Annotated in this window: 11 protein-coding genes; 9 read left to right on the top strand and 2 right to left on the bottom strand. The window is 71.9% G+C overall.

Features of this window, described 5'->3' with window-relative positions; genetic code table 11:
* Nucleotides 1-87 precede the first annotated feature (87 nt).
* A complete protein-coding gene (locus U870_RS0118450; RefSeq protein WP_025158854.1) occupies nucleotides 88-1,971 on the top strand; it encodes a phosphoenolpyruvate carboxykinase (GTP) in 1,884 nt (627 codons plus the stop codon).
* A gap of 110 nt (nucleotides 1,972-2,081) precedes the next feature.
* On the opposite strand, the gene U870_RS0118445 is transcribed toward U870_RS0118450, so the two are convergent.
* Nucleotides 2,082-4,094: an ABC transporter ATP-binding protein gene (locus U870_RS0118445; RefSeq protein WP_025158853.1), complete on the bottom strand. Its 2,013-nt coding sequence runs from the start codon at nucleotides 4,092-4,094 to the stop codon at nucleotides 2,082-2,084.
* A gap of 57 nt (nucleotides 4,095-4,151) precedes the next feature.
* Nucleotides 4,152-4,367 (bottom strand): hypothetical protein, encoded by a 216-nt coding sequence (locus tag U870_RS0118440; RefSeq protein WP_025158852.1) that lies wholly within the window; start codon nucleotides 4,365-4,367, stop codon nucleotides 4,152-4,154.
* Nucleotides 4,368-4,465: 98 nt separating this feature from the next.
* Between U870_RS0118440 and U870_RS0118435 the strand changes: the two genes are divergently transcribed.
* The 8 genes from U870_RS0118435 (at nucleotide 4,466) to U870_RS0118400 (ending at nucleotide 16,573) form a co-directional block, all read left to right on the top strand.
* The gene (locus U870_RS0118435; RefSeq protein ID WP_025158851.1) at nucleotides 4,466-5,392 is read left to right on the top strand and encodes an ABC transporter ATP-binding protein; all 927 of its coding nucleotides are present in this window, start codon (nucleotides 4,466-4,468) and stop codon (nucleotides 5,390-5,392) included.
* A complete protein-coding gene (locus tag U870_RS0118430) occupies nucleotides 5,389-6,240 on the top strand; it encodes an ABC transporter permease (RefSeq protein ID WP_025158850.1) in 852 nt (283 codons plus the stop codon). Before U870_RS0118435 ends, U870_RS0118430 begins: the two co-directional genes overlap by 4 nt.
* A gap of 17 nt (nucleotides 6,241-6,257) precedes the next feature.
* A complete protein-coding gene (locus U870_RS0118425) occupies nucleotides 6,258-7,067 on the top strand; it encodes an ABC transporter permease (RefSeq protein WP_029947831.1) in 810 nt (269 codons plus the stop codon).
* A gap of 156 nt (nucleotides 7,068-7,223) precedes the next feature.
* Complete coding sequence (locus U870_RS0118420; RefSeq protein ID WP_025158848.1) at nucleotides 7,224-8,486, top strand: S8 family peptidase; 1,263 nt, start codon at nucleotides 7,224-7,226, stop codon at nucleotides 8,484-8,486.
* Nucleotides 8,483-9,802: a hypothetical protein gene (locus U870_RS0118415; RefSeq protein ID WP_025158847.1), complete on the top strand. Its 1,320-nt coding sequence runs from the start codon at nucleotides 8,483-8,485 to the stop codon at nucleotides 9,800-9,802. The genes U870_RS0118420 and U870_RS0118415 overlap by 4 nt, the downstream gene beginning before the upstream one ends.
* An 80-nt stretch (nucleotides 9,803-9,882) precedes the next feature.
* Complete coding sequence (locus U870_RS0118410) at nucleotides 9,883-11,319, top strand: hypothetical protein (protein WP_162819186.1); 1,437 nt, start codon at nucleotides 9,883-9,885, stop codon at nucleotides 11,317-11,319.
* The gene (locus U870_RS0118405; RefSeq protein ID WP_025158845.1) at nucleotides 11,319-12,608 is read left to right on the top strand and encodes an RDD family protein; all 1,290 of its coding nucleotides are present in this window, start codon (nucleotides 11,319-11,321) and stop codon (nucleotides 12,606-12,608) included. Before U870_RS0118410 ends, U870_RS0118405 begins: the two co-directional genes overlap by 1 nt.
* Nucleotides 12,605-16,573 (top strand): type VII secretion protein EccC, encoded by a 3,969-nt coding sequence (locus U870_RS0118400; RefSeq protein ID WP_025158844.1) that lies wholly within the window; start codon nucleotides 12,605-12,607, stop codon nucleotides 16,571-16,573. Before U870_RS0118405 ends, U870_RS0118400 begins: the two co-directional genes overlap by 4 nt.
* Nucleotides 16,574-16,636: the final 63 nt, after the last annotated feature.

Raw genomic sequence — 16,636 nt, 5'->3', positions numbered from 1 at the left:
CTTTGCGCTCCTTTTCCCTCGTGAGCGAGCAGAACGTCGCGGAAGCTGGTTTCACAGCACTTCTTTCCGACCGAGAGGATGACGGGAATGACCATCGCCGACCTTCCGCTGACCGACACCGACCGCACCGACGCGGGCCGACGCGACGAGCGCGAGGACGCACGATACGGTGACGCGCCCGCCGGCCTCGCCGCGCTGCGCTCCTGGGTCGACGGCATCGCCGACCTGACGCAGCCCGACACGGTCGTCTGGTGCGACGGCTCGCTGGGGGAGGCCGACGGCCTCACCAAGCAGCTCGTCGCCGAGGGCAAGCTGATCCGGCTCAATCCGGAGTGGCGACCCAACAGCTTCCTCGCCCGCACCGATCCGGGCGATGTGGCCCGCGTGGAGGACCGCACCTTCATCTGCTCGCTCGACGAGGCCGACGCCGGGCCGACGAACAACTGGCGCGAGCCCGAGGGGATGCGGGCCGAGCTGCGCGAGGTCTTCGCGGGGAGCATGCGCGGCCGCACCATGTACGTGGTCCCGTTCTCGATGGGCCCGGTCGGCGGGCCCCTCTCCCAGGTGGGCATCCAGCTCACCGACTCGGCCTACGTGGCCGTCAGCATGGGGATGATGACCCGGGTCACGAGCACGGTCCTCGACCTCATCGCCGCCGGCCAGCCCTGGGTGCCCACCGTCCACAGCGTCGGCGCCCCGCTGATCGACGCCGCCGGCCACCGCCGTGACGACGTCGCCTGGCCGTGCAACGAGACGAAGTACATCGTGCAGTTCCCGGAGACCCGCGAGATCTGGTCGTACGGCTCCGGCTACGGCGGCAACGCCATCCTGGCCAAGAAGTGCTTCGCGCTGCGCATCGCCTCGGTCATGGCGCGCGACGAGGGCTGGCTCGCCGAGCACATGCTCATCGTCAAGGTCACGTCGCCCGAGGGGCGGGCCTTCCACTTCGCCGCGGCGTTCCCGTCCGCGTGCGGCAAGACCAACCTCGCCATGCTCAAGCCGAGCATCCCCGGCTGGAAGGTCGAGACGGTCGGCGACGACATCGCCTGGCTGCGGCAGGGTCCGGACGGCCGGCTGCGCGCCATCAACCCCGAGGCGGGCTTCTTCGGCGTCGCGCCCGGCACCGGCGAACTCACCAACGCGACGGCGGTGGAGACGCTGTGGGGCAACACGATCTTCACCAACGTGGCGCTCCGCGACGACGGCGACGTCTGGTGGGAGGGGCTGACCGAGGAGGCGCCCGCGCATCTCATCGACTGGCAGGGCAACGAGTGGACCCCGGAGTCCGGCCGGCCGGCGGCCCACCCGAACTCGCGCTTCACCGTCGCCGCGGCGCAGTGCCCGGCCATCTCGGACGACTGGGACGCGTTTGACGGCGTGCCGATCGACGCCATCCTGTTCGGCGGTCGTCGCGCGACCAACGTGCCGCTGGTGGCGCAGGCCAGGGACTGGACGCACGGGGTCTTCATCGGTGCGACGATCTCGTCCGAGCAGACGGCCGCGGCCGAGGGCACTGTCGGAGAGCTGCGGCGCGACCCGTTCGCGATGCTCCCGTTCTGCGGCTACAACATGGCCGACTACTGGGGGCACTGGCTCGCGATGGGCGAGAAGCTGGGTGCCGACGCCCCTGCGGTCTTCCAGGTCAACTGGTTCCGGAAGGGTGACGACGGCTCCTTCCTCTGGCCGGGTTTCAGCGAGAACGCACGCGTCATCGAGTGGATCGCCCGCCGGGTGGAGGGCAGCGCAGGTGCGGTGGAGTCGCCGATCGGCCGCCTCCCGCGCATCGACGAGCTGGACCTCGACGGGCTGGACCTGCCGGCGGCGGACGTCGAGGCGCTCTTCGACGTCGACCGCGACAGCTGGCTGGCGGAGTGCGAGCTGACCGACGCGTTCTTCGACCGCTTCGGCAGCCGCGTCCCGGCGGCCCTGCACGCCGAGCTCGCCTCCCTGCGCTACCACCTGCGCGCCTGACCCCGGAGGCCTCGCGCTCCTGATACGTGACCGCCGAGTACGCAGAATCTCTGCGTACTCGGCGGTTTTCGGCGTACTTTCCGCGTACTCGGCGGTTCGGGGGGAGGGGGTCAGACGAGGAGCTGATGCTTCGCGAGGTCGCGGTAGAGCGGGGTGCTGGCGACGAGCTCCGAGTGGGTGCCGACGCCCACGACGCGGCCGTGGTCGAGCACGACGATCTGGTCGGAGTCGACGACCGTGGACAGGCGGTGTGCGATCACCAGGAGGGTGCGGTCCTCCGCGACCGCGTCGATCGCCTCGCGCATGAGCTGCTCGTTGCGTCCGTCGAGGCTCGACGTCGACTCGTCGAGCAGGAGCACGGGCGGCGCGGCGAGCAGCGCGCGGGCGATGGCGAGGCGCTGGCGCTCGCCGCCCGAGAGCATGATGCCGTCTTCTCCGACCTGAGCGGCGAGTCCGAGCTCGCTGCGCTCCAGCACCTCGGTCAGGTTGACCGCGTGCAGCACGTCGATGCACGCCTCGTCCGTCGCGTACGGCGCCGACAGGGTGAGATTGTCGCGCAGCGAGCCGGCGAGCACCGGGGCGTCCTGCTCCACATAGCCGATCTGCTCGCGCAGCGCCGTGCGCTCCAGGCTCCGGATGTCGAGGCCGCCGAAGCGCACCTCGCCCGCCTCCACGTCGTAGAACCGCTCGATCAGGGCCAGGATGGTCGACTTGCCGGCACCCGACGGCCCGACCAACGCGGTCCGCTTGCCGCGCGGCACGGCGAAGCTCACCCCGTGCAGCACGCCGCCGTGGTGGGGCGAGCCGGCACCGTCCTCGGCGCCGCGCTCCGCAGCGCCGGCCGCGGCCTCCGCCTCGGCCACGACATCCACGCCGCCGAACGCCTCCACCGCCACCCGCTCGACCGTCGGCGGGGCGGACGGCTCCCGGCGGGCGGCCGGAGCGGACGCGTCGACCGTCCCCGTGTCGCCGGGCTTCTCCTCGTGCTCGGGATACGCGAAGTGCACGTCGGCGAACTCGATGGCCGGCGCCTCGGGGGCGAGTCCTTCGTTCGCCGCCCCGACGGTCCACGCGAGGGGCGCGATCTCGCGGTCGCGCTGGTCCTCGGTGGGCAGATCGAGGATCTCCTGGATGCGCCCGAGCGCCCCCAGCGCCGAGTTGACGGCTGCGATCGCGCCGAACGCCTGACCGAGCGGCAGGATCATCATGAACAGGAAGAGGATGAACGCCACGAGGTTCGCGACCGTGATCGCGCCGCTCGCGACGCGGAAGCCGCCGACGCCGAGCACCACGAGGAACGACACCTGCATCGCGATGCCCGCGACGGGGACGACCAGGGCCGAGATCTTGGCGACTCGGATCCCCATCCGGTAGGCCCCCGTCGCGTTCTCGTCGACGGCCGCGATCTCACGGTCGGTCGCGTTGGCCGCACGGATCGTGCGCACGGAGCTGATCGCGCGCTCGACGGCCGCGGCGAGGTCGCCCACCTTGTTCTGCGCCTTCTGGCTGGCGACGCGGATGCGCCCGGAGAGGAGGGTGACGACCACGATGGACACGGCGACGACCAGCACCGTGAGGCCGAGCAGCACGGGATCGATGATCAGCATCGCGATCAGGGCGCCGACGAAGGTCAGCGCTCCGCCGATCGCCTCGACCAGCCCCTGGGTCAGCACGGCGCGCAGCAGCGTGGTGTCGGAGCCGACGCGGGACACGAGATCGCCGGTCCGCCGGGTGTCGAACTCGCTGATCGGCAGGCGCAGCATCCGGCCGACGAGCTTGCGCCGCGACGAGAGCACCACGCCCTCGCCGGTGCGCTGCAGGAGGTAGTGCTGATAGCCGGAGATCAGACCCGACACGACGACCAGCGCGACGAGTCCCCACACCAGCGCGCCCAGCGGCTCGCCCTTGCCCACGATGTCGATCACCTGGCTGACCAGCAGGGGCTGCGCGAGGCTCGCCGCCGCGCCCAGCACGCTGAGCACGACGACCCAGGCGAGCACCTTCTTGTGCTCGAAGAGATAGGGGAGGAGCTGCCCGAAGCGGGCGCGGGGGCCGGCGTCGTCGGGGCGCCGGGAGAAGGGGGAGCGGCGTCGGGTGGACGCGGCGGGCTGCTCGGAGGTCATTGGTCTTTCCGTTTCGGGGCTTCGTCTCGACGAGGGTACGCAGATGTGCGGCGCGGTCTACATCCGACCGTACTTCTTGTGGACTGCCTGTTTGCTGACACCGAGGGCGAGTGCGATGAGCTGCCAGGTCGCGTTGGCGTTGCGCGCACGCCGCACGGCGACGGCCTCGAGCCGGTCGAGCTCGCTGTGCATCCGGGCGATGGCGCGCAGGGCGACGATCGGGTCGTCGGACCCGGCGTCGCCGGCGAGGGTGCGGAGGGTGCTGCTGTCCATGCCGTCAACCATAGTTGACCAAAGCCGCGCGGTCAACCTCAGTTGACCGCGGCTCGCGGTCTCCACGATGTCGCCGGCCGGGGCTACAGTGCAGAACTATGCCGACGCCCGTCATCACCGCCACCGACCTCGTCAAGACGTACAAGGACTTCCCGGCGGTGGACGGCATCAGCTTCCAGGTCGAGGCTGGGGAGTCCTTCGGGCTGCTCGGTCCGAACGGGGCGGGCAAGTCGACGACGATGCGGATGGTCGGCGCTGTCTCGACCCGGTCGGGCGGCGAGCTGAGCATCCTGGGCCTCGACCCCGACCGTTTCGGTCCCGAGATCCGGTCGCAGCTGGGTGTCGTGCCGCAGGCGGACAACCTCGACACCGAGCTGCGCGTGCGCGACAACCTCATCGTCTACGGCCGCTACTTCGGTCTGCCCTCCGCCCGCGTGCGCCGCCGCGCCGACGAGCTGCTCGAGTTCGCCCAGCTGGAGGACAAGGCGAAGGCCAAGGTCGACGACCTCTCCGGCGGGATGAAGCGGCGGCTGACCATCGCCCGCGCGCTCATCAACGACCCGCGCATCCTGCTGCTCGACGAGCCGACGACCGGACTCGACCCGCAGGCCAGGCACATCCTCTGGGACCGGCTGTTCCGGCTGAAGGAGCAGGGGACGACGCTGCTGCTGACCACGCACTACATGGACGAGGCCGAGCAGCTCTGCGACCGCCTGGTCGTCGTGGACAAGGGGCGCATCATGGCCGAGGGGTCTCCCGCCTCCTTGATCCGCGAGTACTCCACCCGCGAAGTGCTGGAGGTGCGCTTCGGCTCCGACCGCAACGCCGAGGTGGCGGGCAGCCTCGACGGGATCGGCGAGCGGGTGGAGGTGTTGCCCGACCGCATCCTCGTCTACAGCGACGACGGGGAGGCCGAGCTGGCACGCCTCACCGAACTCGGGCTCCGGCCCATCACCAGCCTGGTGCGCCGTTCGAGCCTGGAGGACGTCTTCCTGCGACTGACCGGGCGGAGCCTGATCGAATGAGCGGCGAGACCGTCGTGAGGGCGTCCGTCGAGGCGCGGGAGGCGCTCGCCGCGGCCGCGCGTCCGCGGCGGTTCGGCGCCTGGTACGTCGCCGAGCACCGGTTCCGGGTGATGCGCTCGTACCTGCAGACGCTCCTCGTCACCGGGTTCGGCAATCCGCTCCTCTACCTCTTCGCGATGGGCGTCGGGCTCGGCAGCCTGATCAGCGCGAACACCGGCCCGAACGCGATCGACGGCGTGAGCTATCTGGCGTTCGTGGCGCCCGCCCTCCTCTGCACGGCCGCCGTGACGGTCGCGAGCGAGGAGTTCACCTACCCCGTCATGCTCGGGTTCAAGTGGAATCCGACCTTCTTCGGCATGAACGCCGCGCCGATCGCCCCCGGCCAGATCATCGACGGCATCGTCATCTCGGTGGTGGCGCGGCTGCTCGGCACGAGCATCGTCTACTACGCCTTCATGCTGCTCTTCGGGGCGGTCCCCGGTCCGTGGGGTTGGGTGACCGTACTCGTGGCGACCCTGGTCGGCCTCGCGTTCGGCACCCCTGTCATGGCCTACGTGGCGACGCTCGAGCAGGACACGGGTCAGATCGCGATGCTGATGCGGTTCGTCCTGCTGCCGATGACCCTCTTCTCCGGCACCTTCTTCCCGCTGTCGACCATGCCGCCGCTCCTGCAGTGGATCGGCTGGATCTCGCCCCTGTGGCATGCGACCGAGCTCTCGCGGGTGTTCGCGTACGGTTCGTCCGAGCCGCTGTGGCTCACGATCGTGCACGTCGTCTACCTCCTCGCGCTCGCCGTCGTGTTCTGGCTGTGGGCACGCCGCATCACCGGACGGAGGCTGAACAAGTGACCGCCACCGACGACCGGATGACCGCGGACGTCCCGCGCTCGCGTCCGCTGCGCGCGCTCTACGCCGGCAACGCGACCGCGGTGATGCAGCGCGGCTGGCGGGCCACCCGCAGCACCAACTGGCTGGTCATCGTGTCGGGCTTCTTCGAGCCGATCTTCTACCTGCTCTCCCTCGGCATCGGGCTCGGCAAGCTCGTGGGCGATGTGCACACCTCCACCGGCCAGCCGGTCTCGTACGCCGCCTTCATCGCGCCGGCGCTGCTCGCGACCGCGGCCATGAACGGGGCGGTCTACGACTCCACCTGGAACGTCTTCTTCAAGATGCACTTCGCCAAGCTGTACGAGGGGATGCTCTCCACCTCTCTCGGGCCGCTCGACGTCGCCCTCGGCGAGATCCTGCTCGCGCTCGCCCGTGGCGCCTTGTATGCGCTCGGTTTCATGCTCGTGATGCAGGCGCTCGGTCTCACCCTGTCCTGGTGGGCGCTGCTCGCGCTGCCCGCCGTGCTCCTCATCGCCTTCGGCTTCGCCAGCTTCGGGATGGGCGTCACCAGCTACATGAAGACGTTCCAGCAGATGGACTGGATCAACTTCGTCCTGCTGCCGATGTTCCTCCTCTCGGCCACCTTCTACCCGATCACGGTCTACCCGGAGGCGATCCAGTGGGTCATCCGCGCCCTCCCGCTCTGGCACGGCGTCGAACTCGTCCGCGGACTGACCACCGGCGCCGTCGATGCCGGGATGCTCTGGCACGTCCTCTACTTCGTCGTGATGGTCGTGCTCGGTCTCGTGCTGACCACCCGGAGGCTGCGGGCGCTGTTCTTGGATTGAACGGCCGGTCCGCCCCATGATTGGCGGTGGACGAGCCATCCGTGATAGTTGTGAGTGGGGTCTCGGGGGCATGCCGCCGGCGTCGACGCTGCGGGCCCCGAAAGGCAGTGACCGCACGGATGCGCGGTGCGCACGACGGTTGCAGGATGGGGTGCGATGAAGTCGAGGGGAGCCCTGCGGGGCATGTTCGCGGGCGCGCTCGCCCTGGCGTTGGCGACGGTACCCGCGGTCTCCGCGACGGCAGACACGACCGACGGCAACTGGTGGTTCGACTATTACGCCGTCGGCCAGGCCCACGCCGAGGGCTGGACCGGCAAGGGCGTGAGGATCACGGTGATCGACGGTCAGATCAACCCGGATCTTCCGGTGTTCTCGGGCGCCGACCTGACCGTCGACCCGGCCACCTTCTGTGGGGCGCCCCCTGTGACCACGGACGTGAACACAGCCTCGGTTCACGGCACCTCTGTCACCGCACTCCTCATCGGAAACGGCACCGGAGCGGGTGCGGTGAAGGGCATCGTTCCCGACGCGTCGGTGCGGTTCGAAGGCTACGGAACGTTGGACTGCGCAGCGAACGTCGGGAAGCCGACGAAATTCGGGCGGGCACTCCAGGCGGCCATCGACGCGGGGAGCGATATCGTCTCGACCTCCGTCGGCCTCGGCGTCGTGACTCAGCCGGACCTCGATGTTCTCGCCGAGGCCCTGGCGAAGGGCGTCATCGTGGTCTCATCGATGCCGAACGATCTGGCCGATGAGGGGACCCTGCCGTCCGGCGCGAACGGAGTCGTCGCGGTCAACGCCATCGGGCAGGACGGCGCGATCCAGTCCCACGACGGCGCGACCAACATCCAGGCCGAGGCCACCGTCGTGGCGGCGGGAGTGGGGATCGCGACCAACGGTGATGAGCAGACCGGAAGCTGGGGGAACTCCTACCGCGGGATCGGGTCATCCTGGTCGGCGCCGCTGGTCGCCGGAATGCTGGCCGCCGCGAAGCAGAAGTACCCGAAGGCGACGTCCAACCAGCTGATCCAGTCGCTGATCCACAACACGACGGCCGACGACCACGCGTTGATGCGCGATGAGAAGACCGGCTTCGGTTACGGTCCGTCATCGCTGACCCATCTGCTGGCCGTCGACCCGGCGCAGTACCCGGACACGAATCCGCTGCTGGACAAGAGGTACGCGAAACCGACGGCCCAGCAGATCGCAGGCGCCGCCGGTGCGTCCCCGTCCACGCCCGCACCGACGAGTTCGGCGGGCGCGAGCGGACCGACCGGGCAGGGTCCCTCCGCGGCCGCGCCCATCGGGCTGTTCATCGGGATCGGTATCGCGGTCATCGTGATCATCGCTGCTGTGATCGTCCTGGTCGTCGTACGATCGCGTCGGAAGATTCCGAGCGGAAATGGGGGGAACGCATGAGCAAGGGCCCGTGGGAGAAGCGACTGGCCGACCTGGCGTCCGAGAAGGCGGACGTGTCGCTGCCGAACGCCGCGCAGCTCGTCTCGAAGCTGGAAGCCCTGAAACGCATCACCACAGACGCCCAGGGCGGCGTCGGCTTGCAGGGACGGTCGGGGGAGGCCGCCGCGTCGGCCCTCGAGTCGATGGCCTCCACGGCAGACACACTCTCGCAGAACGTGGCCTCCATCCAGACCCAGGTCGAGTCAGCCAACCGGACCCGCAAGCAGCTCGCCGACAACGAGCTCGACACCCTCGACACGCACGCACCGGGCGCGCTCTCCGGCTCCCAGGCGAACATCCTGCAGGCGGCCGTGACCGGGGCGACGTTCTTCCTCGGGCCGCTCTCCATCGTCGCCGGCCCCGGGGCGGTCGCGGCCGTCAACAACTATCTCGCGGCCAACCGAGAGTCGACGGCGCGGGCATCGGTCCAGAAGATCAGCGACACGATGGATTCGTACGAACTCACCATCAGCGACGGTTTCCAGAACAACGGCCGCCTCCCGGAGCCCGGACCCGGTGCCTCCTCCTCCGACTCCACCCCCCGCGGCACCTCCTCGGGCTCACGCAACGGTGGCAGCCTCCCGGGTGGCGGCTCCTTCGGCACCTACCCGAACGCGCACGTCGAGCCGCTCTCGCAGGTCGACACCGGCGGCTACGTCAGCGTTCCCGGCAGCCATACCGGAACCGGTCACACCGGCACGGGTTCGGCCCCGGGCACCGGCATCGACGGCTCCATCACGCCCGATGGGCCGATCTCGGGCGGTTCGACGTCGCCCGGGTGGGGTTCCGGCGGCTCGGGCAGCGGCGGAGGTTCGCTCGGCGGCGGTATCGGATCGACGCCCGGGCTCGCGGCGGGGGCCGGCGGGGCGCTCGCTCTCGGCGGCGCGAAGCTCGTGGCCGCCCGCGGTGGCTCCATGGTCGGCTCCGGTCTCAACGCGAAAGCGGGCTCGCTCGGCGCGGGTGCCAAGGTCGGCGGTCTGAACGCGGCGGCGGAGTCCGCCGGGGCGCGCTCGGGCGCGCTCGCCGGTGCGGGGCGTGCGGGCAGCGGTGGTCTGCTCGGCTCCGGCCAGGGCGGCGCGGGCGCCGCGGCCGAGGGTGCCGCCGCGCGCGGCGGCACCGGCGCGGGCGCGGGCATGATGGGCGGCGCCGGCGGCGCGGGCCGATCGGACGAGAAGCGGCAGGGCCGCGGACTCGGCGGCCCCATTGCGCCGAAGATCGACGAGGACCAGGACCGCGGCCCCCGCTCGGCTGCGGCAGGTCCCGGCGGCCGCGGCTGAGCCGCGGCCGGAGTGCTGCAGCGGCCGTGCCGAAGGAAGATGGGCGTGAACACGATCTCGACTGAACCGTGCCGACGGGCGTGACCGAGCGGCGCCGTCTGGCGATCGTCGACGGCCCGCGCGTCCACGAGATCGTGGTGCCCGCCGGCACGGCCATCGAGACGGCGCTCGACGGCATCGGACTGCGCCTCGAGCCCGGCCGGCACGTGCTCGTCGAACGCACGGGGCGCGAAGTCGCGATCGACCAGCCCGCCTGGCGGCTCGACGACGGTGCCCTGCTCGCCGTGGTGGACCTCCACGACCGCGTCGTCGCCGACCGTCGCCGCGGCGCGGAGACGAGCGCTGCGGCCACGACAGAGACCGTCGCCTGGTGGATCCTCGGCGGTGTCGGCGTCGTCGTCACCGCCCTCGCGCTCACCGGCGGGGCGTCCGTCCCGGATGCCGCCCGGCTGGCGATGGCCGTCGGTCTGGCCGTGGGCGCCACGGTCTCCGGAGTGACCTGGTCGGTGCGCGCGCGCGACCCTCGCGCACCGGCGAGCCGGACGCGCGGCGCGACGGCAGACGCGGCGCAGGCCGCGACGACGGCGGCCCCTGCCGCCCTCGGTCCGCTGGCCCTGGCGTTCGCGGCCGGGGTGGCGGCCATCCCGCCCGCCGTCCATTCCCTCCCGCTCGTCGTGCTCACCGGATTCGCCGCGGCCGCGGTGCTCTCCGCCGTCATCGCGCTCGTCGCGGGAACGGAAGGGGTCCGCGACTCCGCCGGTACTGCGGCCGTGGTGCTGCTGATCCTCGGCGCGATCTGGGCGCTCGCGCTCCTGCTCGGGCTGCCCGCGCAGGGAGCGGCGGCCATCACCCTCGGCGCTGCGCCGGTGGCCCTGCGGGCACTGCCGACGATGCTGCTCGATGTGCCGCCCGGGATGTTCATCGACTACCAGCGCTACCAGACGACCCGCTGGGCCGTCCGCGAACGCGTCCCCGAGCCGGGAGGCCCGGTCACCCTCGCCGGGGCACGGCGCATCGCCGGCCAGTCGACGGCACGGATGCGCACGGCGACCGGCTTGATCGCCGGTGCGGCGGCGGTCGCCGCACCGATCGCGCTCCTCCCTCTGCAGGCCGCCGACCCGCTGCGGTACTGGGGTCAGCTCGTCCTGGCAGCCACCGCGGGGCTCGCCCTCGTGCTGGGCGCGCGCCGCTCGTCCGTCTCCCTGCTGCGCTGGGTGCCGCGCGCCGCCGCGGTCGTCGTCGTGCTGTCGGCCGCGATCGCGGCCGTCCTGGCTTCCGGCGCCCTGGGCTCCGGGACGTCGGCCTCCGGCTCGCTGGGCCTCAGCGTGGCGGCCGGCGCGCTGCTCGTCGTCGGCATCGCAACGGCCGCCGTGCTCGTCGCGGTCGGACGCGGGGCCTCCTCGCTGTCCTGGTCGCGATTCGGCGATCTGATCGAGGCGCTCTGCGTCGTCTTCGCGCTCCCCGCCGGGCTGGTCGCCGCCGGGGTCATCGACCTGATGAGAGGGGTGATGGCGTGATGAGCGCTCTCCCGTGCTGGAACTGCGGGCAGCCGTTGCCCGACGGCACCGCCCGCTGCCCGTCGTGCGGTGTGCCGCAGACCGGCGAGCACGCCGGCAGAGCCGTCACGGCCGCATCGCCGGCTGCCGGTACCGGTGCCGCGGCGCCGGGAGCGTCCCCGCTCGGCCACGCCTTCGCCGGCTCGCCGGCATCGGTCGGTGCCCGTCTCGCGGCGCTGACGATCGATGTCGTGGCCGTCGCCGCGGTGGCCGTCGGGGTGGCGCTGCTCACCCGCTCCGTCGTGCTGACCGGCGTGGCCGTCGTGGAACTCGTCGTCCTCCTTCTGGTGTTCCAGGCGCGCGCCGGTCTCGGGCTCGGGAACGCGCTGCTGCGGCTGCGTGTCGCGCGCGATGATGCCCCGTTCTCGCCCGGGCTCGGTCGCGCGTTCGTCCGTTCGTTCCTGACCGGAGCCGGGTCGCTGGTGCTCGGGGTGGGCGCCTGGATCGTGGAGGCCTCGGCCGCCTGGGACAGCACCGCGCGCCGCCGCTCGTGGGCCGACCGGGCCGCTGGGACGGTCGTCGTCGCCGTCCCGCGCCGAGCCGTCTCGGAGGAGGCCGCCCCACTCGCACCCGCGATCATCGCGCCACCACTGCCGGGCGGGGTCTCGTTCGATCTCTCGGAGCAGGTGACCGTGCTTCCCGGAGCGGCCCCCGCCGCCCCGAGTGCGGCCGCCGCGGCCGGCCCCCTGGCTCCCGGCGGTCCGGCCTCCGGATCCGTGCCGCCCGCGCCCGCGGTCGGCGTTCTCACCCCGCCGCACGTGATCGCCTCCCGCGATGTCCGCGGTGTCGCGAGCGACACGGGCCGCGGCTCCGACACCGGCACAGGCACCGGGACCGGCGTCGCCGGCTCTCCTGGTCCGGTCCCCGTCGAGATCGGCGGGGGAGCGGTCGGCGGCGAGACCGGCGGCGAGCTGCTGCTGATCTTCGACACCGGACAGCGCGAGCAGCTCCCCGTCCCGGTCGCGGTCAGCCTCGGCCGCGCCCCCGCGGGAAGCGAGCCGGGGGACCGGCTGATCGTGGTCCGCGATCCCGAGCACACGGTCTCGAAGACCCACGCCCGGCTCGAGCACTCGTTCTCCGGCACCTGGATCACCGACAACGGCTCGACCAACGGCACCGAGCTGCTCGACGAGACCGGCGACGCGCGTCGCCTCGCCGCGGGGGTCCGCACCCTCGTCGAGGACGGCGTGCGCGTCCAGCTCGGCAACCGTGTCTTCACCATCAGCAGGCTTCTCGGAGGTGCGTCATGAGCGCTGGTCCCCGGCTCGCACCCCCGCGCGTCCCCGGCGGCAAGATCGTCGTCCAGGCCCCGCCCGAGCTCGTCCCGAGCGAGAGCGGCGGCCTCATCACCTCGCTGCTGCCGATGCTGGGCAGCATCGGCGCCATCGTCATGGTCACGATCTCGAACGCCGGACCCACCGGCTTCATCACCGGCGGGATGTTCCTGCTGTCGTCGCTCGGTTTCGTCGCGGTCAACGGGTGGCGGCAGCGCTCGCAGCGCACGTCGCAGGTGCTCGGGAGCCGTCGCGAGTACCTGGCGTACCTTGCCGAGCTCCGTGACACGGTGCGCACCGCAGCGCGTCAGCAGCGGCGGTACGGCAACTGGGTGAGCCCCGCCCCGTCCGCGCTGCCGTACATCACCGAGGACCGGACGCGGGTCTGGGAGCGCATCGCCTCGGACGAGGACTTCCTCCAGGTGCGCATCGGCGTCTCCGACCAGCCGCTCTGCATCACGCTCGAAGCGCCGGAGCTCCCTCCGCTCGCCCAGCTCGACCCGGTCGCCGCCTCCGCCGCGCACCGCTTCATGCTCACCCACGAGATGCAGCCGCGCCTGCCGCTCGCCGTGCCGCTGGACGACTACGCGCGGGTCGAGATCACCGGCGGCGATGAGAACGCCGTGCGATCGCTCGCTCGCGCCATGCTGCTCGGAATCGCGACCATGCAGTCGCCCGACGACGTGCGCATCGCCGTCCTCGCCGGCGAGGGGCAGCTCGGGCAGTGGGAGTGGGCGAAGTGGCTGCCGCACGTGCAGTCCGTCCGCGTGGAGGACCGCCTCGGCCCGGCGCGCGCGATCTCGTCCTCGATCGAGGAGCTCGCCCGGATGCTCCCGGCCGACCTGCGCGAGCGCCCGCGGTTCTCGCCGGGGGCGAAGACCGCACCGCACGTGATCCTCCTGGTCGACGGCGCACGCGTTCCCGCCGGGGACCCGCTGCTCGGCGGCGACGGCGTCGCCGGGGTCACCGTCATCGAGCTCCCCACCCGCTGGGGTGCGCTGGAGGACGCGGACGTGCTCCGTCTCGCGCTCCCGGGCGATCCGTCGGCGCCGGCCGATCGTGCGGAGGCCATCGACCTCCGCGCCGACACCCGGGTCTTCACTCCGGACATCGTCTCCGTCGTCGAGGCGGAGGCGACCGCCCGCCGCCTGCTTCCGCTGTACGCCGGTCCCGTGGCCGCCGTCGAGGGCGGCGCCACCCGCACGCAGCGTGAGCTCGTCGAGCTGCTCGGCCTGCCGGACGTGCGCGAGGTCGACTTCGACCGGGCCTGGTCCGGTCGCCTCGAACGCGACCGCCTTCGTGTGCCGATCGGCCAGGACACCGAGGGCGGCACGCTGGTGATCGACCTCAAGGAGGCGGCCCAGCAGGGAATGGGCCCGCACGGCGTGCTCATCGGCGCCACCGGATCCGGCAAGTCCGAGGTGCTCCGCACGCTGGTGCTGGCGCTCGCGCTGACGCACTCGCCCGAGCAGCTCAACTTCGTACTCGTGGACTTCAAGGGCGGTGCGACCTTCGCCGGCATGGCGGGGATGCCGCACGTCTCGGCGATCATCACCAACCTGGGCAGCGAGCTCGCCCTCGTCGACCGCTTCCAGGACGCCCTGCAGGGCGAGGTGGTGCGCCGGCAGGAGCTGCTGCGCGCCGCCGGCAACTTCGCCAACGTCTCGGACTACGAGAAGGCGCGGCGCAACGGCCGCACCGATCTCGAGCCGCTCCCGGCGCTGCTGATCGTCGCCGACGAGTTCTCGGAGCTGCTCGCCGCCAAGCCGGAGTTCGTCGAGAGCTTCGTGAGCATCGGCCGCGTCGGCCGGTCGCTGCAGATCCATCTGCTGCTGGCCTCGCAGCGGCTCGAGGAGGGCAAGCTCCGCGGGCTCGACACCTACCTGTCGTACCGGATCGGCCTCCGCACCTTCTCGGCCGCCGAGTCGCGCACCGTGCTCGGCGTGCCGGATGCCTACACCCTGCCGCAGGAGCCGGGCGTCGGCTACCTCAAAGCGGACACCGAGTCGATGACGCAGTTCCGCGCCGCCTACGTCTCGGGCGCGCCGAAGACACGGCGTCGCCAGGGGGCCGGCGACGGCCCGGTCACCGCCACGGCCGCGGACGTCGCGCTGTTCACGGCCGCCGCGCAGCCGCTCGACCTCCCTGAGCATCCGGAGGCCCCATCCGCCCCGGTGGCCATCGAATCGGCGGAGGAGCGCAGCACGTTCGAGATCGCCGTCGAGCGGATGAGCGGCCGCGGTCCGGCGGCGCACCAGGTGTGGCTGCCCCCGCTGCACGACCCGGAGCCGCTCGACCGCCTCATGCCCGACCTCGCCGTCGACCCCGCGCTCGGACTCGTGTCGCCGTCGTGGCGCGCGGCCGGCTCGCTCACCGTCCCGCTCGGCGTGGTCGACGTGCCGCTGGAGCAGCGACGGGAGCAGCTGGTCGTCTCGCTCGGCGGCGCCGGCGGCCATGTCGCGATCGTGGGCGGACCGCTCAGCGGCAAGTCGACGATGGCGCGCACCCTCGTCGCCTCGCTCGCCCTCACGGCGACGCCGCTCGAGCTGCAGTTCTACGTGCTCGACTTCGGGGGCGGCAGCTTCGTCGGCATGCAGGGTCTGCCGCACGTGGCCGGGGTCGCGACGCGCACCGAGCAGGAGTCCGTGCGCCGCACGGTCGCGGAGGTCGAGTCCGTCCTCGACGCCCGCGAACTGTACTTCCGCCAGCACGGCGTCGACTCGATCGACACGTACCGGCAGCGCCGGGCCGACGGACTCGTGGACGACGGCTGGGGCGACGTGTTCCTCGTGGTCGACGGGTGGTCGACGCTGCGTACCGAGTACGACGCGCTCGAGCCGCGCATCCAGGCCATCGCCGCTCGTGGTCTGAGCTTCGGCGTGCACCTGGTGGTCACCACCAACCGCTGGCTGGAGATCCGCTCCAGCATGAAGGACCTCCTGCAGACCCGCATCGAGCTGCGCCAGGGCGACGCGAGCGACTCGGAGATCGACCGCAAGGCCGCCGCGAACGTGCCCGCCGACGCCCCCGGCCGCGGTCTCGCGCCGAGCAAGCTGCACATGCTCGGCGCTCTGCCGCGCATCGACGGCTCCGGGGATGCCACGCGCCTCGTCGACGGTGTCGATGGGCTGGTCGACGCCGTCTCCCGCGCCTGGCGCGGCCCCGTCGGCCCGAAGCTGCGTCTGCTCCCCGAGGACATCTCGCTCGACGAGGTGCGTTCGCAGGCTCCGGCCGGCGACCGTCGCCTGCTGCTCGGCGTGGACGAGGCCCAGCTGGCGCCGTTCGGCATCGACCTGGCCGCCGAGTCGCACGTGTACCTCTACGGTGATTCGGGGATGGGCAAGTCGTCCTTCCTGCGCGGCATCGTCCAGGAGATCGGGCGGCTCTACACCCCGGAGCAGGCCAAGATCTTCGCGATCGACTACCGGAGGGCGCTGCTCGGGGAGATCCCGAGCGACTATCTCGGGGCGTACCTGACCTCCCACGACCAGGCCATGGCGGGGATGTCCGAGCTCGCGCAGTTCTTCTCGGGTCGCCTGCCCGGCCAGGACGTGACGACGGAGCAGCTGCGTGACCGCTCGTGGTGGAAGGGCGCGGAGGGCTTCGTGATCGTCGACGACTACGATCTGGTCGCGACCAGCCAGGGCAACCCGGTCGCGGCTTTGCGGCCGCTTCTCGCCCAGGCAGCGGACGTCGGCCTCCACGTCGTCATCACGCGCCGCACCGGAGGCGCGAGCCGCCAGGCGTACGACCCGATCATCCAGGGCTTCACCGATCTCGGGGTGACCGGCATCCTGCTGGGCGGCAACCCGGAGGAGGGGGCGCTGATCGACCGGGTCAAGCCCATCCCGTCGGTTGCGGGGCGTGCGCAGGTGGTGAGCCGCGAGCGCGGACTGTTCTCGGCGCAGCTGGCCCTTCCTGCGACCCGAACGGGGCGCTGAGGCGACGAGTGGATTCGATTAGGCTGATCCCGACGCCGGCGCTCCGACGACCCTGTGACCAGA

The organism is Leifsonia aquatica H1aii (genome assembly GCF_000633535.1).
Classification (GTDB): domain Bacteria; phylum Actinomycetota; class Actinomycetes; order Actinomycetales; family Microbacteriaceae; genus Leifsonia; species Leifsonia aquatica_A.
Note: the sequence above shows the minus strand (reverse complement) of the source record. Positions and strands in the feature narration are given on the sequence as shown.